The sequence below is a fragment of the Amycolatopsis thailandensis genome (genome assembly GCF_042723255.1).
Classification (GTDB): domain Bacteria; phylum Actinomycetota; class Actinomycetes; order Mycobacteriales; family Pseudonocardiaceae; genus Amycolatopsis; species Amycolatopsis thailandensis.
Window position 1 is genome coordinate 1 of the sequence record NZ_JBHXJK010000071.1, and the last position, 25,752, is coordinate 25,752.

Below are 25,752 nucleotides of genomic sequence, written 5' to 3' on the forward strand. Positions count from 1 at the left end.
ACATGTGGGTTCTTGGGGTCCCTCAAGGAGGCCTTCACGGACCATGCCTGCGACCGACCGTGGCCGAACCCAGTAGATACCTAAGACTCAACGTCCCCGATCCTCCGTTGATCAAGGTCGTACCGGTCACGACCGCTGACAGACGAGTCCGTCAGAACCGGCCTTGCCCCTCACGAGACCCGAAGCTCAGCTGTTGCGCGGGAACCCGAGGTTCACCCCGCCCTGCGACGGATCCGGCCACCGCGACGTGACGACCTTCGTCCGTGTGAAGAAGTGGAACCCCTCCGGCCCGTAAGCGTGGCTGTCCCCGAACAGCGAGTCCTTCCACCCGCCGAACGAGTAGTAGCCGACCGGCACCGGGATCGGCACGTTCACGCCGACCATCCCGACCTCGACCTCGTTCTGGAACCGCCGCGCAGCCCGCCCGTCGTTGGTGAAGATCGCGGTCCCGTTGCCGTAGGCGTTGGCGTTGATCAACTCCAGCGCCGCGTCGTAACCGTCGGCCCGCGCGACAGCCAGCACCGGCCCGAAGATCTCGTCGGTGTAGACCGACATACCCGGCGTGACGTGGTCGAACAGCGTCGGGCCGAGCCAGAAACCGCCGTCCTCGCCGTCCACCTCGATGCCGCGGCCGTCGACGACGAGCCGCGCGCCGGCCTCGACGCCCGCCTCCACATAGGACTCGACGCGTTCGTGGTGGGCGGCGGTGACGAGCGGGCCCATCTCCGAGTCGGGCCGCCTGCCGTCGCCGACGCGCAGCCGCGAGATCCGCTCGGCGATCTTCGCGACCAGTTCGTCGCCGACCGGGTCGACCGCGACGACCACCGACACCGCCATGCACCGCTCCCCCGCCGAGCCGAAGCCGGCGGAGACGGCCGCGTCGGCGGCGAGGTCGAGGTCGGCGTCGGGGAGGACGACCATGTGGTTCTTCGCGCCGCCGAGCGCCTGCACGCGTTTCCCGTGCCTGGTCCCGGTTTCGTAGACGTACTTCGCGATCGGTGTCGACCCGACGAACGAGATCGCCTTGACGTCGCGGTGTTCCAGCAGCCCGTCGACGGCGACCTTGTCCCCGTGCAGGACGTTGAGGACGCCGTCGGGCAGGCCCGCCTCGGCGAACAGTTCCGCGATGAACACGGCCGCGGACGGGTCCTTCTCACTCGGTTTGAGCACGACGGTGTTGCCGCAGGCGAGCGCGTTCGGCACGAACCACAGCGGGACCATCGCCGGGAAGTTGAACGGCGAGATCACGCCGACCACGCCGAGCGGTTGCGAGATCGAGTAGACGTCGACGCCGGTGGAGGCGTTCTCGCTGAACCCGCCCTTGAGCATCTGCGCGGCACCGCAGGCGTACTCGACGTTCTCGATGGCGCGCGCGACCTCGCCCGCCGCGTCGGATTCGACCTTGCCGTGTTCGCTGGTGACGATCTTCGCCAGTTCGTGACGTCGCGCCGAAAGCAGCTCGCGGAAGGCGAACAGCACCCGCGTCCGTCCTGCCAGCGACGTCCCGCGCCAGCCCGGGAGCGCCACGGACGCGGCCTCGACGGCGGCGTCGACGTCTTCCTTCGCCGCGAACGCGACCTTCGCCCGCACCTGGCCGGTGGCCGGGTCGAAGACGTCACCGGATCGTTCGCTCACGCCTTCGTACGGTTTGCCGTCCATCCAGTGGTTGATCCGGTCGGTCACGGGGTCCGCCTTCCTGGTCCGGGTGCCTGCTCCCGGTCGAGTCTGGGTGCGGGCGCCACACCGACGCCATCGGCAACGTGTACGGACTCCCGGTCCCGGCCGTACAGTCTGTCTCTCTGCGTTCCGACCAGGTGGGAGGCCGATGTACCCGACCGTCGCCGAGGTGCTCGCGCTGCCGGTGCTGCGACAGGGCAGACCCCATGTGGTGGCGGGGGCGGCGGGACTGGACGCGCCGGTCCGCTGGGCGCACGTCGCCGAGGTCGCGGACATCGCCCCGCTGCTGCGCGGCGGGGAACTCGTGCTCACCACCGGGGTCGCGCTGCCCGACGACGGCCAGGCGCTCGCCCGGTACGTCGCCGACCTCGCGGGCGTCGGCGTGGCCGGGGTCGTCGTCGAACTGGTCCGGCATTGGAGCGAGAAGCTGCCGCCCGCGCTGGTCGAGGCCGCGGACCGGCACGGCGTCCCGCTGATCACCCTTTCGCGCGAGACACGCTTCGTGGCGGTCACCGAGGCGGTGAACGGGCTGATCGTCGACGCCCAGGTCGACGAACTCCGCGCGGCGGAACGGGTCCACGAGACCTTCACCGCGCTGACGATCGCCGGCGCCGAGCCGGGCGACATCCTGCGCGAGGTCGCGAGGCTCACCGAACATCCCGTCGTGCTGGAGACGCTGTCGCACGAGGTCCTCGCCTACGACACGGCGGGCACCGACCCCGGCGAACTGCTGCCCGGCTGGCCGTCGCGGTCGCGACCGGTGCAGGTCGGCGAGCGGACCGGCTTCCACCCGGGCGCGGGCTGGCTGATCACCGTGGTCGGCGCGCGCGGGCACGACTGGGGGCGGCTGGTTCTCGTCTGCGGGGATCCGCCGCCGCACCGGCACGTCGTGGTCGCCGAGCGCGCCGCGTCCGCTCTCGCGGTGCACCGCCTGGTCGCCAAGGACACCGACAGCCTCGAACGCCAGGCGCACCGCGCGATCCTGACCGAACTGCTGGCGAATCCGGTGCCGCCCGCCGAACTGACCGCGCGGGCGTCCGCGCTGGGTGTCCCGCTGACGGGTCGCCTGCTGGTCGGGGTCGCCGTACGGCCCCGGATCACGGTGACCGCCAAGACCACGCAGTCCACACCGGTGCTGCTGCGGGAACTCGCCGAGGCGACCGTGCTCGCCGCCCGGCACGCCAAGGTCTCCGCGCTCGTCGCCGGCGACGACACGCAGGTACGCGCGCTGATCGCGCTTTCACCGGAGGCGGGGGTCGAGGCGGTCCTGCGACGACTGGCCGGCGACGTCCACGAGGCGCGCTCCGGCGCGCCCGCCGTGGTCGCGGTCGGGACCACGGGCAACGGGCCCGCCGAAGCGCGCCGGACACTCGTCGAAGCCGCCCAGGTCGCCGCCGCGGCGCTCGCCGAGAACGCGGACCGGGTGCTCCACCGCCTCGACGACGTCCGGTTGCGCGGGCTGCTGCACCTGCTGGCGGGCGACGAACGGATCACCGCGTTCGCCGCGCGGGAGCTCGGTCCCTTGCTGAGCAGGGACGCGGCGCAGGGCAGCAGACTCGTTCAGGCGTTGAGGCATTACTGCGAGCACGGGGGCAACAAGTCGGCGGCCGCGGCCGCCGCGCACACCTCCCGCACCGCGTACTACCAGCAGCTGGCCCGGATCGAGCAGGTCCTCGGGGTGCGGCTGGAAGATCCGGAGTCGATGCTCTCCCTTTATGTCGCCTTGCTCGCGCACGACATCCGAGAAGCGGACGACCACACGTCCGGGTGAGTAAATCTCACCCGAGCGTGGAACACAGTGATCGGGTCACGTCAGCCGATAGTGTTGATATGGCTTTCTTCGAACCGATCGGCGCCTGTGTGCTCGCGCTGGCCTGTATGGCCCCGGCACAACCCGCCGAATCCACGTTCCAACTGACCAGCCACGACGCACGAGGCCGGGTCGGCACCGTCTCGCTCACCTGCGAGCCCACCGGGGGTTCCCACCCGGCACGCGGTGGCGCCTGCGCCAAACTGTCCGAAGTGGACGGAAAATTCGACAGGCTGCGCGCCGAACCGCGTTCCTGCACCTTGGAGTACAACCCGGTGGACGTCTCCGCGGTCGGGAAGTGGCGCGGCGAACCGGTCACCTATCGCACCTCGTACGCCAACCGCTGCGTCGCCGACACCGAGTCGGCCGGCGTCTTCACCTTCTGACCCGACCGGCAAAGCGGGACGTCGCGAAACAGGCCTTCGGTCCAACCCGAAACCGTTGCCACGGAAGGCTTCCGCTGGGCCACCCCCTCGGTGGCCCAGCGGCCGTCGTTCACCACCGCCTTGATCGCCCTCACCCCCAAGAGGGCGATCAAGGCCGTGGTGTCACGGCTCAGGGACGGGTCAGGTACCGGCACCCGATCCCGTCTCTCGCGGCAACGGGGGTCTGACGCGCGAGGGACCGGCTCAGGTTCCATCCGCGCCAATCATCTTCCGGAATTCCTGTCACGACCGGCTTGAGCACGCAGGACCTCAGCGGTTCCGGCAGCCGGTCCACCGACGGCACGACGTCGGCGGAAAACCGTGACAGGTAACCGGTGTCGAGTGTCTTGCCGTGGGCGAGCCGGTCGATGTTGCGGTCGGCGATGAACCGTTCCGGGTCGAGGACGGCCAGCCCCAGCAGCGCCACGACGGCGGCACCGATGGCCGCGCGCGGCAGCCAGGACGACCGCAGCGGGGCCAGGGATGCCAGCACCAGCAAGAAGATCAGGCCGATCCACAGCTCGCAGACCTCCACCAGCAGTCGCAGCACGGTGAACCCGTACGCCTGCTGGTATGTCCACATGCGACTCAACGCAGAGGCGACCAGCACCAGGCTGAGCACGCTCAGCGCCCCGAGCAGCCCGCGCTGCCAGGCACGATCGGCCACCGAGGACTTCGGCGCCCACCGCAGCGCGGCGGCGACCAGCAGCAGGGTCAGCACGGTGATCGCGGACAGCTGCCAGAACCCGCTCCTCGCGTACTCGGCCGCCGTCAGACCGCTCGTGGCCAGGACGTATTCGCTGCCGCCGAACAACACGACGAGCCGCACCACGACGAAACTCGTGAAAAGCAGCACCAGGACACCCAGCGGCAACGTCCATTCGAGCCGGTGCGCCAGCCGTTTGCGCGGCGCGTCGTCGTCGGCGGGCAGCGGTGGCGCGGCCAGCTGGTAGCAGGCCCCGGCGACGGCGAACGCGGCCACCACGAAGAGGAAACCCCAGCGCACGAAGGTTCCCGGGTTCAGTTCGGGGATCACCGCGTCGACCACGCTCGCGAAAGCGGCGTCCGCGCCACGCAGCAGCGGGACGAACACGAGCAGCAGCAAGGCGCTCACCAGGACGGGCACCAGGAACTTCGGCCTGCCGCCGCCTTCCGTCTTCTTGCCGATCTTCACCAGCCCGCGTCCGATCCACGGGACCGAAAGCAGCGCTTCGATCGGGACCGCGAAGACGTCGTAGACGATCGTGTTGACGGTGCGTTTCCCGACCACCGCGAGCGACCCCGCGACGCAGGCGGCCAGCACGCACAGCACGTTCAGCCACACCGACGCCCGGAACACGCCGACCGCGAGCAACCCGAGCGCGGCCACCGCCCACAACGCGCTGCCCAGGCCGAAATGCGGTTCGGTGTCGCGGCGGGCTCGTTTGTCGGCGAAATAGACGGCCACCGCGAAGGCGAGCCCTGCCACGAACCAGCCGACGCCGGGATCGTCCGGCATGACCACGGCGGCGATCAGCCCGGCCGCGACCGCCGCGGGCAGCACCGAACCGGGCAGCGGCACGATCGACGACTTCGGCGGCACCCGTGGCCGCATCAAGATCGGGACCTGCGGCGCGGGCGGCAAGGTGGCGGTCGCGGACGGCGGCGACGCGTGCGCTTGTTTCTCCTCTTGATCTTCGCTCATCGAATCCTCCAGTTTGCGAAAGCACATTTCGTGGGATGTGAGCGGCCGTCGAAGGAAACACGGCCGGAGCTACGGAACGGGGATGACGACGCGGATGACGCAGCCCGTCCGGTGTTCGGGTGTGACGACGGCGATGCTGCCGTCGTGGAGGTCGACCACCCAGCGCGCGATCGCGAGACCGAGGCCGGTGCCCCCGCCACCCGCCCGCTCGCCCCGGGTGAACCGTTCGAACACGCTGTCCCGTTCCCCCGGCGGGATCCCGGGTCCTTCGTCTTCGACCTCGATGACGACGTCGGCACCGCGGGCCTCGGCCCGCACGCGGACCTCTCCCCCGGAAGGTCCGTGCCGGACGGCGTTGTCGAGCAGGTTGACCACGACCTGGTAGAGCCGGCCGCGGTCGGCGACGGCTGTCGCGCCGGGCGGCTGGACGTCGACGGTGAACCGCACCCCCCGGCCGGTGGCCCCCGCTTCGGCGGCGACCTCCTCCAGCAGCAGTTCGAGGTCGAACTCCTCCAGCTGCAACGGGAACGCGCCGGCATCGATCCGCGAGAGGTCGAGCAGTTCCGAAACCAGCCTGCCGAGCCGTTCGGTCTGCTGCAGCGCGGTCTTCAACGTCGCCGGGTCGGGTTTCGCGACCCCGTCGACCAGGTTCTCCAGCACCCCGTTCAGCGCGGTGATCGGCGTGCGGAGTTCGTGGGAGACGTTCGCGATCAGCTCACGGCGGCGCTGATCCGAGGCGTCGAGATCGGCGGCCATCTGGTTGAAGGCGTGCGCCAGCTCCCCGACCTCGTCGCGGGCGGTCGCCCGGACGCGGCGGGTGTAGTCGCCCTTGGCCATCGCGCGGGCGGCGGCGGTCATCTCGCGCAGTGGCCGGGTCATCCCGTGCGCCAGGATCTGCGAGGTGACCACGGCGAGCACCATGGCCGCGATCGTGGTCCTCGGCGGCAGCCAGCCGATCTGCCAGTTGAAGAACGCGAACGCGATACCACCCGAGGACACCAGCAGGATCGCGAGCTTGAGCTTGATCGAGCGGACCGGGTCGAGCGGCCTCGGCAGCGCGTCGACGATCCGGCCGAACAGCGGGCGGAGCTTCACGAGCCCACCTCCAGGGCGTAGCCGACGCCGTGCACGGTGCGGATGAGGTCCGCGCCCAGTTTGCGGCGCAGTGCCTTGATGTGGCTGTCGACCGCGCGGGTGCCCGAACCGGTGCCCGCGACATCCCAGTCCCAGACCTCGCTCAGCAGGCGTTCCCTCGGTTGCACCGCCCGCGGGCGCTTCGCGAAGTGGACGAGGAGGTCGAACTCGATCGGCGTCAGCTGGGCCTGCGTGCCCGCCCTCGTGACGCGCCGCTGGTCGACGTCGATTTCGAGGTCGCCGAGCACGATCTTCGTGCCCGCTTCGCTCACGTCGGTGCGGGCGGACCGTTCGACGCGGCGCAGCAGCGCGTGCACCCTGGCCGAGAGCACCCGCATGGAGAACGGCTTGGTGAGGTAGTCGTCCGCGCCCACGCCGAGCCCGATCAGCATGTCCGTCTCGTCCGAACGGGCGGTCAGCATCAGCACCGGGACCGGGCGGCGGGCCTGGATGCGGCGACAGACCTCCAGCCCGTCGAACCCCGGCAGCATCACGTCGAGCACCACCAGGTCCGGCTCCCGCTCGGCGTCCGTCTCGACCCCGGACGGGCCGTCGTGCGCCAGGTCCACCGAAAATCCCTCGGCCCGCAACCGCGCGGCGATGCTTTCGGCGATGGTCACGTCGTCCTCGACGACCAGCACCCGGCGTCCTCCCAGTTCCATGGGGATGACTGTAAGCACCGGCCGTGGAGACCATCCGGGTGAGCTGTGGAGATCCTGTGGAGATGTTTCAGCCGGTTTGCCGGATTGCTGCGACCGTGTGTGTGACGCACGTCATGCACCGCGATCCTTCGAAAGCAATCGACAGTCTGCGCTCCGACACCATCAACAGTGAACAGTCTGCCAGTCCCACCCACGCGGGGCGGACGAGCACGATTCCGCAATGGAGCCGACGGCACGCGGTACGCAGCACGTGCATCCTGATGGCCGGGTCGAACTCGGCGAGGTCGAGTCCTTGAAGGACAGCCGCTTCTACAACGAAGAACTCGCCCCGGTTCCGGTCGAAAAGCGGACTTGGACCACGTACACCTATTTCGCGCTGTGGATGGGCATGGCGCACAACATCCCGTCCTACGCGCTCGCGGCGTCGCTGATCGCGCTCGGGATGAACTGGGTCCAGGCGCTGATCACGATCACCATCGGCAACCTGATCGTGCTGATCCCGATGCTGCTCAACAGCCACGCCGGGACGAAGTACGGCATTCCGTTCCCGGTGTTCGCCCGCGCGTTCTTCGGCATGCGCGGCGCGAATCTGGCGGCGTTGCTGAGGGCGTTCATCGCGTGCGGCTGGTTCGGCATCCAGACCTGGGTCGGCGGTGAGGCGATCTACATCATCGTCGGGCGGCTCGCGGGCTCCGGCTGGAAGGACTCCGCGGTCGTCCTCGGCCAGCATTGGACGCTGTGGCTCTCCTTCGGACTGTTCTGGTTGCTCCAGATGATCATCATCTGGCGCGGGATGGAGGCGGTTCGCCGGTTCGAGAACTGGACGGCGCCGCTGGTGTCGGTCGGCTTCCTGATCCTGCTCGGCTACGTGCTCGTCAAGGCGGGCGGGCTCGGCCCGATCCTGTCCGAACCCGGGAAACTCGGCTGGGGACCGGACTTCTGGAAGGTGTTCGCGCCGTCGCTGATGGCGATGATCGCGTTCTGGTCGACGCTTTCGCTCAACATGCCGGACTTCACCCGCTTCGGCGGCAGCCAGGGCAAACAGGTCCGCGGCCAGCTCCTCGGCCTGCCGACCACGATGACGTTCATCGCGATCGTGGCCATCCTGACCACCTCGGGCGGCAGCGTCCTCTACGGCGAGCAGATCTGGGACCCGGCGAAACTGGCCGACCGGTTCGACTCCCCGGTCGTCGTGGTGGTCGCGCTGATCGCGCTGGTGCTGGCGACCGTGTCGGCGAACCTCGCGGCCAACGTGGTCAGCCCGTCCTACGACTTCTCCAACGCGTTCCCGAAGAAGATCACCTTCGCCGTCGGCGGGCTGATCACCGGGATCATCGGCATCCTCATCCAGCCGTGGCGGCTCTACTCCGACCCGAACATCTACATCTTCGCGTGGCTCGGTTTCTACGGCGGCCTGCTCGGCGCCATCGCCGGGGTGCTCGTCGCCGGCTACTGGGTGGTCAACCGCACCGAACTGAAACTGCGGGACCTTTACTCCGAACGCGGCGTCTACTGGTTCAACGGCGGCTGGAACTGGCGCGCGCTGGTCGCGACACTGGTCGGTGCCGTGCTCGCGGTCGGCGGCGCGTACGGCGGGCCGTTCCCCGCCGACGGGCTGATCCCGGCCCTCAAACCGCTCTACGACTACAACTGGGTCGTCGGCCTGGCGGGCGCTTTCGTCGTCTACCTGCTGCTGTCCCTGCCTGAACGCAACCGCACCACCGATATCGAGGAGGATGCAAGTGAGCGACGTGGTCCGAGCCGGATTGATCCAGCAGCGGTGGACAGGTGACAAGGAGTCCATGATCGCGAACGCGGTCGAAGCCATCGGCAAGGCCGCGTCGCAGGGGGCTCAAGTCATCTGCCTGCAGGAGTTGTTCTACGGCCCCTACTTCTGCCAAGTGCAGGACACCGACTACTACTCCTACACCGAGGGCATCCCCGACGGGCCGACGACGAAGCTCATGCAGGAGGTCGCCGAACGCCACGGTGTGGTGCTGGTCGTGCCGATGTACGAGGTCGAGCAGCCCGGCGTGTACTACAACACCGCCGCCGTGATCGACGCCGACGGCACCTACCTCGGCAAGCACCGCAAGAACCACATCCCGCAGGTGAAGGGCTTCTGGGAGAAGTTCTACTTCCGCCCCGGGAACATGGGTTACCCGGTGTTCGACACCGCCGTCGGCCGCATCGGCGTCTACATCTGTTACGAGCGGCACTTCCCGGAGGGCTGGCGCGCGCTGGGCCTGGCGGGCGCGAAGATCGTGTTCAACCCGTCGGCGACCAGCCGCGGCCTGTCGGAGTACCTGTGGCGGCTGGAACAGCCCGCGGCCGCTGTCGCGAACGAGTACTTCGTCGGCACGATCAACCGTGTCGGCGTGGAACCCCTGGGCGACAACGACTTCTATGGTCAAACGTACTTCGCCGACCCGCGTGGTCAGCTGATCGGCGAGGCCGCGTCCGACACCGAGGAGGAGATCGTCGTCCGCGACCTCGACATGGCGAAACTCGCCGAAGTCCGGGATCTGTGGGCCTTCTACCGAGACCGTCGTCCCGACAGCTACGGACCCCTCGCGGAGGCGTGATGACCACCCTGATCAGCGGCGGTCAGGTGCTGTCGACGGCGGGCGCGTCGGCCGCGGACGTCCTCGTCGACGGCGAGACGATCGCGGCCGTCGGCGCCCCCGGCACGCTGGGACCGGCCGACGAGACCATCGACGCCACCGGGAAGTACGTGCTGCCCGGCGGGATCGACGCGCACACCCATATGGAGATGCCGTTCGGCGGGACGCATTCCGTCGACACCTTCGGCACCGGGACGACGGCGGCGGCGTGGGGCGGGACGACCACGATCATCGACTTCGCAGTCCAGGCCAAGGGCACTTCACTACTGTCCACTATGGACAAGTGGCACGCGAAGGCCGACGGCAACTGCGCCATCGACTACGGGTTCCACATGATCGTCTCCGACGTCAACGATTCGTCGTTGAAGGAGATGCAGGCCTGTGTCGACGGCGGGGTCGGCAGCTTCAAGATGTTCATGGCGTATCCGGGGGTCTTCTACTCCACGGACGGCGAGATCCTGCTGGCCATGCAGAAGGCGCGCGAGATCGGCGCGACGATCATGATGCACGCGGAGAACGGCATCGCGATCGACCAGCTGGCCGCGCAGGCGTTCGCCGCCGGGAAGATCGACCCGGTGCAGCACGGGCTCACCCGGCCGCCGGAGCTGGAGGGCGAGGCGACCTCGCGCGCGATCCAGCTGGCCAAGGTGACCGGGGCGCCGCTGTACATCGTGCACCTCTCGGCGTCGCAGGCGCTGGCGGCGGTCGCGGAGGCGCGCAATGAGGGGCAGAACGTCTTCGCGGAAACGTGTCCTCAGTATCTCTATCTGTCCATCGAGGACTTGGCAAAGCCGGATTTCGAAGGCTCCAAGTACGTCGCTTCTCCCCCGTTGCGCGAGAAGTCGCATCAGGCGGATCTGTGGCGAGGGCTGCGCACCAACGACCTCTCGGTGGTGTCGACGGATCACTGTCCCTTCTGTTTCAAGGACCAGAAGGAGCTCGGTCGCGGCGACTTCCGCGCGATCCCCAACGGGATCCCCGGCGTCGAGCACCGGATGGACCTGCTGCACCAGGGTGTCGTGGCGGGCGAGCTCACCCTCGGCCGCTGGGTCGAGACCTGCTCGACCACCCCGGCGCGGATGTTCGGGCTGTACCCGCGCAAGGGTGTCATCGCGGCGGGTTCGGACGCGGACATCGTCATCTACGACCCGGCGGCGAAGCAGACCTTGTCGGTCGAGACGCACCACATGAACGTGGACTACTCGGCCTACGAAGGGTTGGAGATCACCGGAAAGGTCGAGACGGTGCTTTCGCGCGGCCGCGTGGTCGTGTCGCCGTCCGGCTTCTCGGGGAGTACGACGCACGGGAAATTCCTCTCGCGCGATCTGAACCAGTACCTGAACTGAGGCGGTGGCCGTGGACTTCGGGATTGTGCTCCAGACCGACCCGCCCGCACGCGACCTCGTGCGGCTGATGAAGGCCGCCGAGGACGAGGGCTTCCGCTACGGCTGGACGTTCGACTCGTGCGTGCTGTGGCAGGAACCGTTCGTCATCTACTCGCAGATCCTCGCGGCGACGTCGTCGATGATCGTGGGCCCGATGGTGACCAGCCCGGCGACGCGGGACTGGTCGGTGATGGCGTCGACCTTCGCCACGCTCAACGACATGTACGGCAACCGGACGGTGTGCGGCATCGGCCGCGGCGACTCGGCGCACCGGGTGGTCGGCATGCCACCGTCCACTTTGGCCACTGTGCGCGACTGCATGCACGTGGTCAAGGAACTCGCGGAGGGACGCGAGGTCCTGTTGCGGGACAAACCGGTCCAGATCCCCTGGGTCCGCAACGGACGGCTCGAAATGTGGATGGCGGGATACGGGCCGAAGGCGCTGAAGACAGTCGGCGAACACGCGGACGGCTTCATCCTCCAGTGCGCCGATCCCGCGATCGCCCGATGGACCATCGGTTCGGTCCGCGAGGCCGCCCGTGCGGCGGGGCGGGATCCCGGCGGGATCACGATCTGCCTCGCGGCCCCGGCCTACGTCGGGGACGATCTGGCGCATCAGCGGGAACAGCTGCGCTGGTTCGGCGGGATGGTCGGCAACCACGTCGCGGATCTCGTGGCGCGCTACGGCGATTCCGGACCGGTGCCGCGCGAGCTGACCGACTACATCCGTGAGCGGCAGGATTACGACTACTCGCATCACGGGCGGGCGGGGAACCCCTCGACCGACTTCGTGCCGGACGAGATCGTCGACCGGTTCTGCCTGATGGGCCCGCCTTCGGCGCATGTGGAGCGGCTGGAGGAGCTGGCTTCGCTGGGTGTGGACCAGTTCTCGCTGTACCTCATGCACGATCAGCGGGAAGAGACGCTGAAGCGGTACGGCTCGGACGTCATCGGCCGCTGACTCCACCCGCGTTTCGTCCTCTGAATGCGGCCTCCCACAAGCAAGTACCGCATCCAGAGGACGAAACGCGTGGGGCCCTCAGCCGAACCAGGCGGCCAGCGCTTCGCGAAGGCCGTCGCCGTCTCCAGCCCAGGCGACGTACCCGTCCGGGCGGATCAGCAGGACATCGGCCGGCCGGTCCTCGGCTTTCGCGGTGCAGACGTCGACGCCCGCCGATGCCGCGAGTTCACGCAGTTCCGGCCGCCCCGCGAGATCGAGCAGAACCGGCCGCGCCGCACGCAGCAGTGCGGCGACGCTGGTCGCGCCCTGATCGGTCTCCAGCGCGAGATCCGGGACGAACGTGCCGGCGAGCGCGTGTTCGGAACCGGGCATCGGGTAGCGCAGGTCGGTCCCGGCGACGTGAGCGGACAGCCGTCGCGCGGCCTGCTCGTCGTCCAGCAGTTCCTGGAAGACCGCGCGGAGCGCCTCCGCGGCCTCGTCGTGCCCGCGCCGCAACGCGACCTGCGCCTGGGACTGCAGCAGCGCGCGGGCACCGGCGGCGTGCCGTTCCGCGTGATAGGTGTCCAGCAAGCCCTCCGGAGCCCGCCCCTGGATCTCGGCGGCCAGCTTCCAGGCGAGGTTGACCGAGTCGGACATGCCGACGTTGATCGCCGTGCCGGTGGACGGCAGCAGGTGGGCCGCGTCGCCCGCCAGCAAGACCCTGCCCTCGCGGTAGCGCTCGGCCTGACGGGCGGAGAACTGGTAACGCGAGAGCCGGACCGGCTCGCCCAGCGGAACCTCCTTGCCGAGGACGCGGCGGATGCTCTCCCCGAATTCGGCCAGGGTCATCGGCACGTCGTCGTCGACCTCGCCGGGATCGTCCTCCGTGGTCTGGATGAACACGATCCCCGGCGTGAGCGAGCCGAGCGCGAACACACCGGTGTCGGTGCGGGTGAAGCCCGCCTTGATCCGGCCCAGTTCCGGCGTCTCGATGTCGCCGTCGTCGTGCACGGTCAGCCCCTCGGGGATCTTGACCTGCCCGATCCGGTTGACCTCGGGATAGGTGGTGCCGGGGAACCCGATCCCGGCCATCGACCGGACCGGGCTGCGCCCGCCGTCGCACCCCACCAGGTACGGCGCGGTCACCTCGTACTCCCCCTCCGGACCGCGGACCCGGGCGGTCACGGAAGTGTCGTCCTGGGACAGTCCGACGACCTCGTGCCCGCGCCGGACCTCCGCGCCGAGTTCGGTGGCGTGCTCCTCCAGCAGCCGCTCCAACAGCGGCTGGCGCACCGAGAGCGCCTTCAGCGGCGGCTCCTCGAACCGGGTGAGGTCGACGTGCACCCCGCCGAACGGGAACCGGTGGGGCGGGACGGGGTCGGTGACGAGTCCCCGCACCCGCTCCAGCAGGCCGCGATAGTGCAGCAGGTCCAGGATCTGCCCGCTGAGGCCGTGGGCCTTCGGTGTCTTGCCCTGTTCCGGCCGCCGTTCCAGGACCAGCGGGCACGCACCGGCCAGCCGCAGTTCGGCGGCCAGCATCAGACCGGTCGGCCCGGCCCCCACGATGATCACATCGACGTCGGTCAAATCTTCACTCCTGTTCGGCCTGCTCCAGCTACAGCCGAGGATTCTGCGGCAGGACCGGGGTCTTGCCGCAAGCCCCCCGGTGCGCTATATGTTGAACATGGAGGGGTTCACCCCACCATGTTTCCGGGTACGCGCCCCAGGGATCGCGCGCCCGCGAGGCGGGACGCTGGGCCGGTGACCACCACCGGAGTCCGCACCGCAGTTCTGCTCACGCTCACCGCACTCACCACCGTCACGATCGCGCCCGTGGCCTCGGCCGCGCCGAAGGGCATCGCCTGGGGTCCCTGCCCGGCAGGTTCACCGGCGGGCTACGACTGCGCCGAAATCGCCGTCCCGCTGTCCTATCAGGACCCGGACGGCCCTCGGATCACCCTCGCGCTCGGCCGTCTGCCCGCGACGGATCGGAAGCACAAACGCGGCACCGTCTTCACCAATCCCGGCGGCCCTGGGAATCCGGGCCGCTTCAGCGAGTTCCAGACCCCGTCGCTGCACCGGCAGTTCGACATCGTCGGCTTCGACCCGCGCGGAGTCGGCGCCAGCACGCCGATCCGCTGTTTCGCGAACGACGCGGAAACCGAGCCGCTCAAACGGGTTCTGGGCACCTTCCCGATCACCACCGAGCAGGAGACCCGGCATACCGCCGACGTCCGCGAGGTCGCCGCCTCGTGCGGCCGCAACGCCGGACCGCTGCTCGGACACCTGTCGACCGCGAACGTCGCCCGGGACCTGGACAGGCTGCGCGAAGCCGCCGGCGAGCCCCGCCTGCGCTACTACGGCCTTTCGTACGGCACCTATCTCGGCGAGGTGTACGCCAACCTGTTCCCGCATCGCGTCGGCGCCTTGGCCCTGGACGCCGTCGACGATCCGATCGCCTGGTCCACCGGGCACCGCCCGGAGGACGCGAACATCCCCTTCAGCGCCAGGCTCGGCGGCTTCCGGGACGCGGACCGCGCGTTGCAGGCGTTTCTCGACACCTGCGCGGCCGACACCCGGTGCGCGTTCCGCGAGCCCGGAACGGACTTGCGGGCCAAGTACGACGCGCTCCTCGATCGGCTCGAAGCCGCGCCGGGACCGATCACCTATCAGGACGTCATCCGGCGCACCCACAACGCCCTGACCGACGAGGCCAACTCCCCCGCGCTGGCGGAGTTCCTTCAGTCAGCGACGAAACCCTCGGCCACGAAGGCGATCGTGACACCTTTCGACTCCGCGCTGGGCGGCGGCGGGACGATCTGCGCGGACACCACGAACCCGCGTGACCCGGCGGCCTGGCCTCGCGCCGCCCGCGACGCCGACAAGGAAAGCCGTGGATTCGGTTCCTACGACACGTATCTCTCGATGCCGTGCGCCTTCTGGCCCGTCGCCGACCCTGCCCGCCACACGGGGCCGTGGAACCGGCCGACCGCGCCGATCCTGTTGCTGGCCAACGGGAAGGGCGACCCGGAAACGCCGTACGCCGGAGCGAAAAGGACCGAACGCATCCTCGGCAACGCCCGGCTCCTGACGCTGGACGCCTGGGGTCACGGCGCCGCGAACCGCAGCGAATGTGTCGACGCGGCACTCGACGCGTATCTGGCCTACGGCCGTCTTCCCGCGCGCGGCACCGTCTGCGCTCCGGATCACGCGCCGTTCGACGCCAGGTAGGCGCGGGCGGTCTCCTCGTCGGTGAGCCAGCCGGCGTAGTCGGCGGGGTCGGAGAAGATGTTCGCGAACCGGCGCGCCACCTCGGGCGCCGTCTGCGCGGCCTCCAAAGTGGCCAGCACGTGATCCGATGGCGGGGCGAGCAGATCGTTGCTCAGCCGGGTCGCGTGCTGTGCCTTTTCCCAGTATTCGTCGAAAGTGCCGCGCAGGAACGCTTCGTCGAACGGACGGTCGCCGTGGTCGAGGATGCGCCGTTCGTAGACCGCGGCCGCGTGCGCCGCCATGTTCGCGCCCTGCCCGGCGATCGGGTCGTTCGTCACCGCGGTGTCGCCCATCGCCAGCACCTTCGCCCCCGACGGCAGTGTCCCGACCGGGTCGCGCACGATCGGCAGGACCCGGCCGCGCAGGGCGTCCAGCGGACCGCTCGGACGGGCGCCGGCGAGTGACTCCTCGACCCACGGGAACCGCTCGCGCAGCAACCTCATCGCGAGTTCGAAATGTTCGTCGGTATCGGTGACGTCGTCCCAGACGTCCATGGGCCCGCCGGGAACACCGAAGAACCCGAGACCGAAGACAGGCCCGCGAACGGACTGGACCGGCAACCCGAACAGCTCCCCGGCCCGGGAGAGCCCGAAGGTCAGGCCCGGATACACCGGGAACGGCTCGTCGGTTCCCGGGACGAGGTACATGATCCCGATGGTCCGCCGCGGCTCACGGTACGGGGAACGCGCGTCGTCACGCGGGAACAGACTGTCGAATTGCGGACCACGCCCGGCCGCGACCAGGACGAGGTCGAACTCGCGGGCGTACTCCTCCAGCCCGTCGGACGTCACCTTGCCGAACCTCACCTCGCCGCCGCGTTCGGCGAACACGGTCAGCCAGTCGGACACCTTGACCCGCTGGTCGACCGACTGCGCGGGATGGTCGAACCGGGCCTGCCAGGCGATCGCCGGTTCCGCGGAGCCCCCGGCGAGCCCGAACGACGCGCCGAGCATCTCCGGGGCCGTCCCGTCCCAGAAGTTGATCCCCAGCGCGCGTTCCCGGGTCAAGGCGGAGTGGAAGAGGCACTGGTTCGAGATGAGCCCGCTCGCGCGGATCGTTCGGGCGTCGCGGTCGGTGACCACGGTGACGGCGTACCCGTGTCTCCGCAGGCCCAGGGCCAGGACCAGGCCGGCTTGCCCGGCCCCGACCACCACGATCCGGCGCATGAGGACCCCTCCCCTCGGCTGAGTCCCAGTGTGGCCGGATTCCCGTCAGTCGACCAGGGCCTGGTACACGAGATTGCGCAGTTCGACGCGGATCGGATAGGTCGTGGACGGCAGCAGCTGGGTGAAGAACAGCACCGTGACGTCCTCGTCCGGATCGACCCAGAACGCGGTGCTCGCCGCGCCGCCCCAGGCGAATTCCCCGGCGCTGGCGAGGGTTTTCGCCTTCACCGGGTCGTCGAGCACGGAAAAGCCCAGCCCGAAGCCGAAACCGTCGTACGGCGCCTCGGAGAACACGCCGCTTCCGTAGGTCTCCAGATCCACGCCGCCCGGCAGGTGGTTGGTGGCCATGAGCCGCACCGTGCGCGGGCCGAGCAGCCGGACGCCGTCGAGTTCGCCGCCGCGCAGCAGCATCTGTGTGAAACGGTGGTAGTCGCCCGCCGTCGCGACCAGACCACCGCCGCCCGAGAAGCACGACGGCGCGACCCGGCCGACGGTGCCCATCTCGTCGTGCCGGAACGGCGCCTTGGTCGCCGGGTGGGGCACGTAGAGCGCGGCCAGCCTGCCCAAAGCGTCCGGATCGGTCTGGAACCCGGTCTCGGTCATGCCGAGCGGGGTGAAGATCCGTTCGCGGAAGAAGGCGTCGAGCGGTTGCCCGGAGACGACCTCGACAAGCCTGCCGAGGATGTCCGTCGCGACCGAATAGTTCCACTCCGAACCGGGCTGGAACAGCAACGGCTGCCGCGCGATCGCCTCGGAGAACCCTGCCAGGTCGAGCCCCGGCGGGGTCCCCCAGTCGAATCCGGCTTCGCGGTAGGACGAGTCGACCGGATGCGTGCGGTGGAACCCGTAGGTCAGCCCCGCGGTGTGGGTGAGCAGATGCCAGAGGCGGATCGGCTCGGTCGCGGGCTCGGTCATCATCTTGACCGACGATCCGACCGTGAAGACCCGCGGCTCCGCGAATTCGGGCAACCAGCGGGAAATCGGGTCCTTGAGGTCGATGAGTCCCGCTTCGACGAGCATCATCGCGGCGACCGAGGTGACCGGCTTCGTCATCGAGAAGACCCGCCAGATCGTGTCGGTCTCGACCGGCAGCCCGGCTTCGATGTCGCGCATCCCGTTCGACGCGAGATGCGCGACCTTCCCGTTCCTGGTCACCACGGCCAGGTACCCGGGAAGCAGATTCCGCTCCAGGTACCCGTCGAAGTGCTCGTCGATCCGTCGCAGCCGCTCCGCGTCGAAACCCACCTCGGCCGGGTCGACGTCCACCTTCAGCTCGATCATGTGACCGAGGCTACGCGTTCCGCTCGGCCTGTTTCTCCAGTCGCCACGCCTCGTCGGTCTTCCCGATCCGCCAGTATCCGGAGATCGACAGCAGGTCGCGCCGCATCCCCCGGTCGTCCAGCAGGTGACGGCGCAGATCCCGCACGAACCCGGCCTCGCCGTGGACGAATGCCTGCACGACGCCGTCACGCCACTCGATCGCGCGAACGGCGGCCGCGAGGTCGTCGCCACGGCTCCGGTGCAGCCAGGTGATCCGCGCGTCGCCCTTGGTGGTCAGCGTCTGCTCTTCGGCCTCGTCCTCCACGAGGATGACGGCGTGCACGGGAACGCCCGCCGGCATCGCTTCGAGGGAAGCGGCGATGGCCGGAAGGGCGCTCTCGTCCCCGGCGAGCAGATGCCAGTCGGCCTCCTCGCCCGGCGCGTACGCTCCCCCGGGTCCGGAGATCAGCAGCTCGTCGCCGGGTTTCGCGGCGGCGGCCCACGGTCCGGCGACGCCCTCGTCACCGTGGTGGACGAAGTCGAGCACCAGCTCGCCGAGATCGCGGTCGAAGGCCCGGACGGTGTAGGAGCGCATCCGCGGCCACTGCTCACGCGGCAGTTCTTCGCGGACCCGCGCCAGGTCGAACGGTTCGGGATAATCGACGCCGGGCACCCGGAAGTGCACCTTGACGTAGGCGTCGGTGAATTCGTTGGGCCGGAACGAAGAGATCTCTTCGCCCCCGGCGACGATCCGGACCATGTGCGGGGTGATCCGCTCGGTGCGCAGCACCCGCAACCGGGTCGCCGATACCGCTCTCCGCGCCTCGGCCATCCACGATTCCTTTCCTGGGTTAGGTGAACCTAACCGAGCGTACGCCCCTCGCCGCCCGGGCGGGCGCCCGCGGCCGGATCACTCACCCGGGTGTTCTGGAAGGACGCGACGCGCCAGCCTTCGGGTTCCTCCACGAGCACGTAGGTCAGCGTCGATTCCCGGCCCGGCTCGGGCTTGTCGGCACCCGACAGCGACGACCCGCCGCCGGACACGACGATCGCGACGTCCGGCCGGATGAACCGCACCGTGGGCTCTTCACCGCCCGGCACCAGCTTCGATCCCTTCATCAGCCCCTCGAACAGGGCCCGATGCGAGCTTTCGATGAGCGCGCGGCCCGGCATGTTCATCCCGAAGAAGGTCACGTAGTCGGCGTCCTCGGTGAACAGCCGCGCGTACGCGGCCGCGTCGCCGTCGTTCCACGCGTCGGTGAGCCGGCCCAGCACCGCCAGGACTTCGTTCTGTCGTTCGGTCATGATGTCCTCCAGTTAGACGAACGGCGTTCGTTTTACGAACACCGTTCTACAGACGAACGGCGTTCGCGTCAAGTAGAGTTCCCGGCGGAACCCCGGACCAGGAGGCGAACGAAGTGAGCAGGCCCCGGCGTCGCGCCGAGAAACCCGTGCTGTCCCAGGAGCTCGTGGTGAAGACGGCACTGGACCTCCTCGCCGCGGAAGGGCTGGAGGCGGTGAGCATGCGGCGTGTGGCCCAGGCGCTGGAAACCGGTCCCGCGTCGCTCTACGCCCATGTCGCGAACAAGGAAGAGCTCCACGAGCTGATGGTCGACCACGTCCTCGCCTTCGGCCCGTTCCCCGAACCCGATCCGGAGCGATGGGTGGAGCAGGCGAAGGGCCTGCTGCGGGACAACGTGCGCGCGCTGACGTCGGTCCCGGGCATCGCCAAGATCGCGTGGGCCATCCCCGTACCGGTCGGCGCGAACGCCCTCCAGCAGGCCGAAGCCATGCTCGCGGTGCTGCGCGCGGGCGGGCTCGACCTCAAGCGGGCGTTGTTCGCCGCCGACGCGTTATGGCTCTACGCCAAGGCTTTCGCCTACGAAGGGGCCGGCTGGCAGCACGGCGACATCGACCTGGCCGAGCAGGAGGAACGCGGCAAGCGGATGGTCGAGTACATGACATCGTTCCCGCCCGGCGCGTTCCCGAACCTGCTGAGCGCGGGCGAGTACTTCACCGAGGAGACCGCGCAGGAGCGCTTCGAGTTCGCCATCGACCTGTTCCTCGCCGGGCTGGTGTCCAGGAGCTGAAGGACGCTTGCGCCCCTGGGGCTCAGGTGAGCCGTCGCACCAGGCCGTCCGCCAGCAACCGCCCGCGGTCGGTCAGCACCGCTCGCCCCTGACCGTCCAAAGCGGACTGATCCAGCAATCCTTCGGCGGCGGCGGCGCGGGCTTCGGCGCGGCCGTCGTCGTCGAGGGCGTCGAGCGGAAGTCCTTCGGACAGTCGGAGTTCGAGCATCACGCGTTCCAGATGCCGGTCCTCCCCGGTCAGCAGTTCGCGGCCCGCGGCAGGCGACTCACCGGCGGCGAGCGAGGCGGCGTACCGGGCCGGATGCTTGACGTTCCACCAGCGGACGCCGCCGACGTGGCTGTGCGCGCCGGGTCCGGCGCCCCACCAGTCACCGCCACGCCAGTAGCCGATGTTGTGCCGGCAGCGGGCCTCTTCCGAGGTCGCCCAGTTGGACACCTCGTACCAGCGCAGACCGGCCGAGGCGAGGACGCGGTCGATCATCTCGTAGTCGGCGGCCAGCACGTCGTCGTCCGGCGCGGGCAGTTCGCCGCGGCGGATGCGGCGAGCGAGCGCGGTGCCCTCCTCGACGATCAGCGCGTACGCCGAGACGTGGTCGACACCGGCGGCGAGCACCGTGTCCAGCGAGGCCTGGAGGTCTTCGATCCGCTCCCCCGGCGTGCCGTAGATGACGTCGAGGTTGACGTGCTCGAATCCGGCGGCGCGCGCCTCCTCGGCGGCCGCGACCGGACGGCCCGCGGTGTGCACGCGGTCCAGGATCCGCAACACGTGCTGGGCGGCCGACTGCATGCCGAGCGAGATCCGGTTGTACCCGGCGTCGCGGATGCCCGCGAAGAACTCCGGCGAGGTGGACTCCGGATTGGACTCGGTCGTCACCTCGGCGTCCGGCGCGAGTCCGAAGGTGTCCCGGACGGCGTCGAGGACGCTTCGGAGCCCGTCCGCGCCGAGCAGGGACGGCGTTCCTCCGCCGACGAAGACGGTGTCGACCGCGGGCGGCTTCCCCAGCACGCGCGCGGCGAGGTCGAACTCGCGCTTGAGGCCTTCGAGCCAGGACTGGGGCGACGAAGCGCTGTCGAGCTCTCCGGCGGTGTAGGTGTTGAAGTCGCAGTAGCCGCAGCGGGTCGCGCAGAAGGGGACGTGCACGTAGACGCCGAACGGCCGGGTGCCGAGTCCTTCCAGCGCGCTCTCGGGGAGCGCCGACTCGACGGGCGTGGTGGTTACGGGCAGCAGAGCGGGCACACCCCAGTGTCCCCCACGCCGTGAAGGCCTCCTTCCCCGGGGAAAGAGGCCTTCACGGAACGCGCTATCTGTCGGCGATGTACACCTTGACCGAGGTCGAACGGGTGCCGTCCTCGAACCGCACCCAGACGAGGGTCTCCAGGCTCATCGAGTAGTCGTTGACCACGTAGTCGAGCGACCAGTCGCCGTTGTCGTCCGTGGCGGCGTCACGGCTCATGGCCACCTCGACCAGCACCATCTGGGACAGATGCCCCCGCACGTTCGGCGAGCAGCCGACCGCCTCGAACCGGTGCGAGCCACCCTTGGGCAGCACCGCCCCCTCTTCGGGCGAAACCAGTCTGCATCCCTGCTGAGCCCCGGAAGCCGTACCCGGGATCAGCAGGGACGCCAGCACCATCGCGGCGACCACCCATCGGCGCATGCGCAACTCCTCCGTCCTCTGTGGATCGGAGACCGAAGCTAGCGGCGACGAGGGCCGGGCGCGGGCTCACTCACCCGAAGCGGTACTAGGCCAACCCGTTAGCGGCCAACCACTCCGCGGACGGCGGGATCGGCTCGATGATGTCGATCAGGAAGCCGTTCGGGTCCTCGATGTAGAAGTGCCGCTGCCCGAAGTCCTCGTCCACGAGTTCCGTCACGAACTTGACCCCCTCTCCGCGCAGGCGCTCGTACTCGCCCACCGCGTCGGCGACCATCAGCCCGACCATCGACCCGGCGGGCTCCTGCGCCCGCCAGGGCTCCGGCGTGGCCTTGTGACCGCGCTTCACGAAGCTCATCTCATAGCCCTCCGCGCCGACGTTGAGGCTGGAGAACCAGTCCAGCTCGATCGTCACCGTCAGCTGCAGGTGCCGTTTCCACCAGGCGGTGGTCTCGGCGATGTCGTCGACGACCACGCAGGCACCGAAACCGTTGAGTTGCATCTGGTGTTTCCTCCCAGTTCGAACCACTTGACGTGTAGTACTATAAGCATAGTGGTTTGGATGAGGCAAGGAGAATGTTCCGATGCGACAGAACCCGGAGCGCCGGACCGCGCTCACCGACGCCGCCATCACCGTCCTCGCCCGCGAGGGCGCCCGCGGGCTGACCTACCGCGCCGTGGACGTCGAGGCGGACGTCCCGCCGGGAACGACGTCCAACTACTTCCGCAACCGGGACCAGTTGCTCGGCGAAGTCGGCGTCCGCGTGCAGGAGCGGCTGTCGGCACCGGCCGAGGTGATGGAGAACCCGCAGGCGGAGTCGCCGTCCCACGACCGGGTCGGCGTCCTGCTGGGCGAGCTCATGGGACGGCTGACCGGCCATCGCGAGCCTTATCTCGCCCTGCTCGAACTCCGGCTCGAAGCCACCCGGCGCCCGGATCTTTCGGCGGAGCTGACGAAGACCGTCCGCGAGGGCATCGACATGAGCGTCGACTGGCACGTCGCGGCGGGAATGCCGGGCGGGCGCGCCGAGGTGCTGCTGATGTACCTCGCGCTGACCGGGCTCACCGTCGAACGGCTCACCCTGCCGGAGGTGCTCGCGGACGTCACCGACGAAGACGTCATCCGCATCCTCGTGGACCGCGTCCTGCCTTCTTGAGCCGTGCGCGTTCTGCGTCACAGTGGCCGTGACGAGTCCGGGCTTGACCCGCAAAACAGGTCCATGACCTGCGAAAACAGTCGACTTCGGACCTTGTTCCCAGCATTCGGACCGGCCTAGACCACATAGTGGGCGCGTGGCACGCTGAATGAATGACCCGCGCCGGAATCAGCCTCGTGGCACGCCGCCACGTGGATCTCCGTCGTGTGGCGAGCGCGCTCTGTGCGACGAACCGCTGACTCCCCGCCACCACCACGATCAGCCGGAGGACTCCCATGTCGTCGCCCACGCGCGAGACCCCTGCCCGCACGCCCCGGGTCAAACAGAAACGGGGCGAGGGACAGTGGGCACTGGGCTACCGCGAACCGCTCAACCCCAACGAGCGGTCCAAGAAGGATGACAACCCGCTCAACGTCCGTGCGCGGATCGAGAACATCTACGCCCGCGGCGGGTTCGACTCGATCGACCCCGGCGACCTCCGCGGCCGGTTCCGCTGGTTCGGCCTCTACACCCAGCGCAAGCCCGGGATCGACGGCGGCCGCACCGCGACGCTGGAGCCCGAGGAGCTCGACGACCGCTACTTCATGCTGCGGGTCCGGCTCGACGGCGGCGCGCTGACCACCGAGCAGCTCGCCGTGCTCGCCGAGATCTCGCAGACCCACGCGCGCGACACCGCCGACATCACCGACCGGCAGAACATCCAGTACCACTGGATCCGGATCGAGGACGTCCCGACGATCTGGGCGAAGCTGGAGAAGGCCGGGATGACCACGATGGAGGCCTGCGGCGACAGCCCGCGCGTCATCCTCGGCTCCCCGGTGGCCGGCATCGCCGCCGACGAGATCATCGACGGCACGCCCGCGATCGACGAGATCAAACGCCGCTACATCGGCGATCCGCGCTACTCGAACCTGCCGCGCAAGTTCAAGACCGCGGTCTCCGGGCAGCAGGACGTCGTGCACGAGATCAACGACGTCGCCTTCGTCGGCGTGAACCACCCCGAACACGGCCCTGGGTTCGACGTCTGGGTCGGCGGCGGGCTGTCCACCAACCCGATGATCGGCCAGCGGCTCGGCGCCTGGGTCTCGCTCGACGAGGTCCCCGACGTCTGGGAAGGCGTGATCAGCGTCTTCCGCGACTACGGCTACCGGCGGCTCCGCGCCCGCGCCCGGATCAAGTTCCTGGTGAAGGACTGGGGTGTCGCGAAGTTCCGCCAGGTACTGGAGGACGAGTACCTCAAGCGCAAGCTGGCCGACGGCCCCGCGCCCGAGGTGCCCGCGACCCAGATCGACCACGTCGGCGTGCACCCGCAGATCGACGGCAAGTTCTACGTCGGCGCCGCGCCGGTCGCCGGCCGCGTCTCCGGGGCCACCCTGCTGGCGGTCGCCAAGGCGGCCGAGCGGGCCGGATCGAACCGGGTCCGCCTGACTCCGCACCAGAAACTCGTGGTCCTCGACGTCCCCGAGGCCGAAGTGGGCGGGCTGAAGACCGAACTGGCCGACCTCGGCCTGCAGACCGAGCCGTCGCCGTGGCGGCGCGGAATCATGGCCTGCACCGGCCTGGAGTTCTGCAAGCTCGCGATCGTCGAGACGAAGGCCCGCGCGATCGAACTGGTCACCGACCTGGAGAAGCGCCTGGCCGACATCCAGGCCGAGATCGAGAACCCGGTGACCGTGCACCTCAACGGCTGCCCGAACTCCTGCGCCCGGGTCCAGACCGCCGACATCGGGCTCAAGGGCCAGATCGTCACCGACGACGACGGCAACCAGGTCGAAGGCTTCCAGGTGCACCTCGGCGGCGGCCTCGGCCTCGACGCCGGCTTCGGCCGGAAACTGCGCGGGCACAAGGTGACCGCGTCGGAGCTGACCGCGTACGTCGAACGGGTCGTGCGGGCGTACGTCTCCGGCCGCGAACCCGGCGAGCGATTCCCCCAGTGGGTCCTGCGGGCCGACGAAGGCCTCTTGCAATGACCGAGCGGGCGACGCCGTACTACTGCCCTTTCTGCGGCGATGAAGACCTGCGTCCCGAAGAGGGCGGCTCCTGGCTGTGCTCGGGCTGCCGCCGGGTCTTCACCGTGAAGTTCCTCGGACTGTCCTTTCCGGAGGTGTCGCAAGGATGACCGCCACTGCCGACTACAAGACCCTCGCCGAACGAGCCTCGAAGGAGCTCGCGGAGGCGACCGCGACCGAGGCCCTGCGCTGGACCGCGGACACGTTCGGCGACGACTTCATCGTCGCTTCGAACATGCAGGACGCCGTCCTCATCGATCTGGCCACCAAGGTCAAATCCGACGTGGACGTGCTGTTCCTGCAGACCGGCTACCACTTCCCGGAGACCATCGGCACCCGTGACGCGGTGCAGGCCGTCTACCCCGGCGTGCGGATCGTCAACGCCGAGGCCGCGCAGAGCGTCGCCGAACAGGACGCGGAGTACGGCCCGAAACTGCACGAGCGCGACCCGAACCAGTGCTGCCACCTCCGCAAGGTCGTACCGCTGCGGAACACGCTCGCGAAGTACTCGGCGTGGGTGACCGGCGTCCGCCGCGTCGACGCGCCGACCCGCGCGAACACCCCGATCGTCACCTGGGACGACCGCAACGGGCTGGTGAAGATCAACCCGATCGCGCCCTGGTCCGACGACGAGTTCAACGGCTACATCAGCGAACACGGGATCCTCGAGAACCCGTTGGTGTCCATCGGTTATCTGTCGATCGGCTGCGCGCCGTGCACCGCGAAGGTCGCTCCGGGTCAAGACCCGCGCAGCGGCCGCTGGGCGGGTCAGGGCAAGACCGAATGCGGCCTGCACGGGTGAGA

Annotated in this window: 25 protein-coding genes; 13 read left to right on the forward strand and 12 right to left on the reverse strand. The window is 69.2% G+C overall.

The annotated features are described in order from the left end of the window. Window positions 1-186: 186 nt before the first annotated feature. Complete coding sequence (locus ACFWMR_RS25920; protein ID WP_378380226.1) at window positions 187-1,683, reverse strand: CoA-acylating methylmalonate-semialdehyde dehydrogenase; 1,497 nt, start codon at window positions 1,681-1,683, stop codon at window positions 187-189. 142 nt (window positions 1,684-1,825) lie between these two features. On the opposite strand from ACFWMR_RS25920, the gene ACFWMR_RS25925 reads away from it, so the two are divergent. Next, the gene (locus ACFWMR_RS25925; protein ID WP_378380227.1) at window positions 1,826-3,448 is read left to right on the forward strand and encodes a PucR family transcriptional regulator; all 1,623 of its coding nucleotides are present in this window, start codon (window positions 1,826-1,828) and stop codon (window positions 3,446-3,448) included. 59 nt (window positions 3,449-3,507) lie between these two features. Next, a complete protein-coding gene (locus tag ACFWMR_RS25930; RefSeq protein WP_378380228.1) occupies window positions 3,508-3,873 on the forward strand; it encodes an SSI family serine proteinase inhibitor in 366 nt (121 codons plus the stop codon). A gap of 169 nt (window positions 3,874-4,042) precedes the next feature. Here ACFWMR_RS25930 and ACFWMR_RS25935 read toward each other — a convergent pair whose 3' ends face one another. The 3 genes from ACFWMR_RS25935 to ACFWMR_RS25945 all read right to left on the reverse strand — a co-directional run bounded on the left by ACFWMR_RS25935 (window position 4,043) and on the right by ACFWMR_RS25945 (window position 7,371). After that, the gene (locus ACFWMR_RS25935) at window positions 4,043-5,596 is read right to left on the reverse strand and encodes a DUF4153 domain-containing protein (RefSeq protein ID WP_378380229.1); all 1,554 of its coding nucleotides are present in this window, start codon (window positions 5,594-5,596) and stop codon (window positions 4,043-4,045) included. Between the two features lie 69 nt (window positions 5,597-5,665). Next, window positions 5,666-6,691 carry a HAMP domain-containing sensor histidine kinase gene (locus tag ACFWMR_RS25940; RefSeq protein WP_093935364.1) on the reverse strand — a complete coding sequence of 342 codons (1,026 nt, stop codon included), beginning with the start codon at window positions 6,689-6,691 and terminating at the stop codon, window positions 5,666-5,668. After that, on the reverse strand, window positions 6,688-7,371 hold the full coding sequence (locus ACFWMR_RS25945) for a response regulator (protein WP_167406196.1): 684 nt from the start codon (window positions 7,369-7,371) through the stop codon (window positions 6,688-6,690). The genes ACFWMR_RS25940 and ACFWMR_RS25945 overlap by 4 nt, the downstream gene beginning before the upstream one ends. 241 nt (window positions 7,372-7,612) lie before the next feature. On the opposite strand from ACFWMR_RS25945, the gene ACFWMR_RS25950 reads away from it, so the two are divergent. From ACFWMR_RS25950 to ACFWMR_RS25965, 4 genes are read left to right on the forward strand one after another with little or no spacing between them, the layout of a single operon-like run. After that, complete coding sequence (locus tag ACFWMR_RS25950; RefSeq protein WP_378380230.1) at window positions 7,613-9,184, forward strand: NCS1 family nucleobase:cation symporter-1; 1,572 nt, start codon at window positions 7,613-7,615, stop codon at window positions 9,182-9,184. Beyond that, window positions 9,135-9,977: a nitrilase-related carbon-nitrogen hydrolase gene (locus ACFWMR_RS25955; RefSeq protein ID WP_378380231.1), complete on the forward strand. Its 843-nt coding sequence runs from the start codon at window positions 9,135-9,137 to the stop codon at window positions 9,975-9,977. The genes ACFWMR_RS25950 and ACFWMR_RS25955 overlap by 50 nt, the downstream gene beginning before the upstream one ends. Next, window positions 9,977-11,362, forward strand: a complete 1,386-nt coding sequence (gene hydA / locus ACFWMR_RS25960) for a dihydropyrimidinase (RefSeq protein ID WP_378380232.1) — start codon at window positions 9,977-9,979, stop codon at window positions 11,360-11,362. The genes ACFWMR_RS25955 and hydA overlap by 1 nt, the downstream gene beginning before the upstream one ends. Before the next feature lie 10 nt (window positions 11,363-11,372). Continuing rightward, window positions 11,373-12,362 carry a TIGR03842 family LLM class F420-dependent oxidoreductase gene (locus ACFWMR_RS25965; RefSeq protein ID WP_378380233.1) on the forward strand — a complete coding sequence of 330 codons (990 nt, stop codon included), beginning with the start codon at window positions 11,373-11,375 and terminating at the stop codon, window positions 12,360-12,362. Window positions 12,363-12,440: 78 nt separating this feature from the next. Here ACFWMR_RS25965 and ACFWMR_RS25970 read toward each other — a convergent pair whose 3' ends face one another. Beyond that, complete coding sequence (locus ACFWMR_RS25970; protein WP_378380234.1) at window positions 12,441-13,928, reverse strand: FAD-dependent monooxygenase; 1,488 nt, start codon at window positions 13,926-13,928, stop codon at window positions 12,441-12,443. A gap of 174 nt (window positions 13,929-14,102) precedes the next feature. On the opposite strand from ACFWMR_RS25970, the gene ACFWMR_RS25975 reads away from it, so the two are divergent. Further along, complete coding sequence (locus tag ACFWMR_RS25975; RefSeq protein ID WP_378380235.1) at window positions 14,103-15,572, forward strand: alpha/beta hydrolase; 1,470 nt, start codon at window positions 14,103-14,105, stop codon at window positions 15,570-15,572. Here ACFWMR_RS25975 and ACFWMR_RS25980 read toward each other — a convergent pair. From ACFWMR_RS25980 to ACFWMR_RS25995, 4 genes are read right to left on the reverse strand one after another with little or no spacing between them, the layout of a single operon-like run. Beyond that, window positions 15,548-16,777, reverse strand: a complete 1,230-nt coding sequence (locus tag ACFWMR_RS25980; protein ID WP_378380236.1) for a styrene monooxygenase/indole monooxygenase family protein — start codon at window positions 16,775-16,777, stop codon at window positions 15,548-15,550. The two genes, ACFWMR_RS25975 and ACFWMR_RS25980, sit on opposite strands and share 25 nt — an antisense overlap. Window positions 16,778-16,822: 45 nt before the next feature. Continuing rightward, window positions 16,823-18,058: a serine hydrolase domain-containing protein gene (locus tag ACFWMR_RS25985; protein ID WP_378380237.1), complete on the reverse strand. Its 1,236-nt coding sequence runs from the start codon at window positions 18,056-18,058 to the stop codon at window positions 16,823-16,825. 10 nt (window positions 18,059-18,068) lie between these two features. Continuing rightward, window positions 18,069-18,869 carry a siderophore-interacting protein gene (locus ACFWMR_RS25990; protein WP_378380238.1) on the reverse strand — a complete coding sequence of 267 codons (801 nt, stop codon included), beginning with the start codon at window positions 18,867-18,869 and terminating at the stop codon, window positions 18,069-18,071. Window positions 18,870-18,898: 29 nt separating this feature from the next. Continuing rightward, entirely contained in the window at window positions 18,899-19,342 is a 444-nt protein-coding gene (locus ACFWMR_RS25995; protein WP_378380239.1) for an SgcJ/EcaC family oxidoreductase, read from the reverse strand. Between the two features lie 113 nt (window positions 19,343-19,455). Here ACFWMR_RS25995 and ACFWMR_RS26000 point away from each other — a divergent pair, with 113 nt between their 5' ends. Further along, complete coding sequence (locus ACFWMR_RS26000; protein WP_378380240.1) at window positions 19,456-20,127, forward strand: TetR/AcrR family transcriptional regulator; 672 nt, start codon at window positions 19,456-19,458, stop codon at window positions 20,125-20,127. A gap of 22 nt (window positions 20,128-20,149) precedes the next feature. On the opposite strand, the gene hemW is transcribed toward ACFWMR_RS26000, so the two are convergent. The 3 genes from hemW to ACFWMR_RS26015 form a co-directional block, all read right to left on the reverse strand. Beyond that, on the reverse strand, window positions 20,150-21,364 hold the full coding sequence (gene hemW, locus ACFWMR_RS26005; protein ID WP_378380241.1) for a radical SAM family heme chaperone HemW: 1,215 nt from the start codon (window positions 21,362-21,364) through the stop codon (window positions 20,150-20,152). Between the two features lie 64 nt (window positions 21,365-21,428). Continuing rightward, window positions 21,429-21,785: a hypothetical protein gene (locus tag ACFWMR_RS26010; protein ID WP_378380243.1), complete on the reverse strand. Its 357-nt coding sequence runs from the start codon at window positions 21,783-21,785 to the stop codon at window positions 21,429-21,431. An 85-nt stretch (window positions 21,786-21,870) separates the two neighbouring features. After that, the gene (locus ACFWMR_RS26015) at window positions 21,871-22,284 is read right to left on the reverse strand and encodes a VOC family protein (protein ID WP_378275068.1); all 414 of its coding nucleotides are present in this window, start codon (window positions 22,282-22,284) and stop codon (window positions 21,871-21,873) included. 82 nt (window positions 22,285-22,366) lie between these two features. Between ACFWMR_RS26015 and ACFWMR_RS26020 the strand changes: the two genes are divergently transcribed. From ACFWMR_RS26020 to ACFWMR_RS26040, 5 genes are all read left to right on the forward strand, one after another. Continuing rightward, window positions 22,367-22,939: a TetR/AcrR family transcriptional regulator gene (locus ACFWMR_RS26020; protein WP_093935353.1), complete on the forward strand. Its 573-nt coding sequence runs from the start codon at window positions 22,367-22,369 to the stop codon at window positions 22,937-22,939. Between the two features lie 152 nt (window positions 22,940-23,091). After that, on the forward strand, window positions 23,092-23,178 hold the full coding sequence (locus tag ACFWMR_RS26025; protein WP_350573702.1) for a putative leader peptide: 87 nt from the start codon (window positions 23,092-23,094) through the stop codon (window positions 23,176-23,178). A 36-nt stretch (window positions 23,179-23,214) separates the two neighbouring features. Next, window positions 23,215-24,909: a nitrite/sulfite reductase gene (locus tag ACFWMR_RS26030; protein WP_093935352.1), complete on the forward strand. Its 1,695-nt coding sequence runs from the start codon at window positions 23,215-23,217 to the stop codon at window positions 24,907-24,909. Then, window positions 24,906-25,058 carry a hypothetical protein gene (locus ACFWMR_RS26035; protein ID WP_034316341.1) on the forward strand — a complete coding sequence of 51 codons (153 nt, stop codon included), beginning with the start codon at window positions 24,906-24,908 and terminating at the stop codon, window positions 25,056-25,058. The genes ACFWMR_RS26030 and ACFWMR_RS26035 overlap by 4 nt, the downstream gene beginning before the upstream one ends. Beyond that, window positions 25,055-25,750, forward strand: coding sequence for a phosphoadenylyl-sulfate reductase (locus tag ACFWMR_RS26040; protein ID WP_093935351.1), 696 nt, complete (start codon window positions 25,055-25,057; stop codon window positions 25,748-25,750). Before ACFWMR_RS26035 ends, ACFWMR_RS26040 begins: the two co-directional genes overlap by 4 nt. Window positions 25,751-25,752: the final 2 nt, after the last annotated feature.

Coding starts and splice junctions, on each gene's coding strand:
- ACFWMR_RS25935 (WP_378380229.1), bottom strand. CDS start 5,596: ATGAGCGAAGATCAAGAGGAGAAACAAGCGCACGCGTCGCCGCCGTCC.
- ACFWMR_RS25985 (WP_378380237.1), bottom strand. CDS start 18,058: ATGATCGAGCTGAAGGTGGACGTCGACCCGGCCGAGGTGGGTTTCGAC.
- ACFWMR_RS25925 (WP_378380227.1), top strand. CDS start 1,826: ATGTACCCGACCGTCGCCGAGGTGCTCGCGCTGCCGGTGCTGCGACAG.
- ACFWMR_RS25980 (WP_378380236.1), bottom strand. CDS start 16,777: ATGCGCCGGATCGTGGTGGTCGGGGCCGGGCAAGCCGGCCTGGTCCTG.
- hydA (WP_378380232.1), top strand. CDS start 9,977: ATGACCACCCTGATCAGCGGCGGTCAGGTGCTGTCGACGGCGGGCGCG.
- ACFWMR_RS26030 (WP_093935352.1), top strand. CDS start 23,215: ATGTCGTCGCCCACGCGCGAGACCCCTGCCCGCACGCCCCGGGTCAAA.
- ACFWMR_RS25930 (WP_378380228.1), top strand. CDS start 3,508: ATGGCTTTCTTCGAACCGATCGGCGCCTGTGTGCTCGCGCTGGCCTGT.
- ACFWMR_RS26025 (WP_350573702.1), top strand. CDS start 23,092: ATGACCCGCGCCGGAATCAGCCTCGTGGCACGCCGCCACGTGGATCTC.
- ACFWMR_RS25995 (WP_378380239.1), bottom strand. CDS start 19,342: ATGACCGAACGACAGAACGAAGTCCTGGCGGTGCTGGGCCGGCTCACC.
- ACFWMR_RS26015 (WP_378275068.1), bottom strand. CDS start 22,284: ATGCAACTCAACGGTTTCGGTGCCTGCGTGGTCGTCGACGACATCGCC.
- ACFWMR_RS26020 (WP_093935353.1), top strand. CDS start 22,367: ATGCGACAGAACCCGGAGCGCCGGACCGCGCTCACCGACGCCGCCATC.
- ACFWMR_RS25950 (WP_378380230.1), top strand. CDS start 7,613: ATGGAGCCGACGGCACGCGGTACGCAGCACGTGCATCCTGATGGCCGG.
- ACFWMR_RS25990 (WP_378380238.1), bottom strand. CDS start 18,869: ATGGCCGAGGCGCGGAGAGCGGTATCGGCGACCCGGTTGCGGGTGCTG.
- ACFWMR_RS26010 (WP_378380243.1), bottom strand. CDS start 21,785: ATGCGCCGATGGGTGGTCGCCGCGATGGTGCTGGCGTCCCTGCTGATC.
- ACFWMR_RS26040 (WP_093935351.1), top strand. CDS start 25,055: ATGACCGCCACTGCCGACTACAAGACCCTCGCCGAACGAGCCTCGAAG.
- ACFWMR_RS26035 (WP_034316341.1), top strand. CDS start 24,906: ATGACCGAGCGGGCGACGCCGTACTACTGCCCTTTCTGCGGCGATGAA.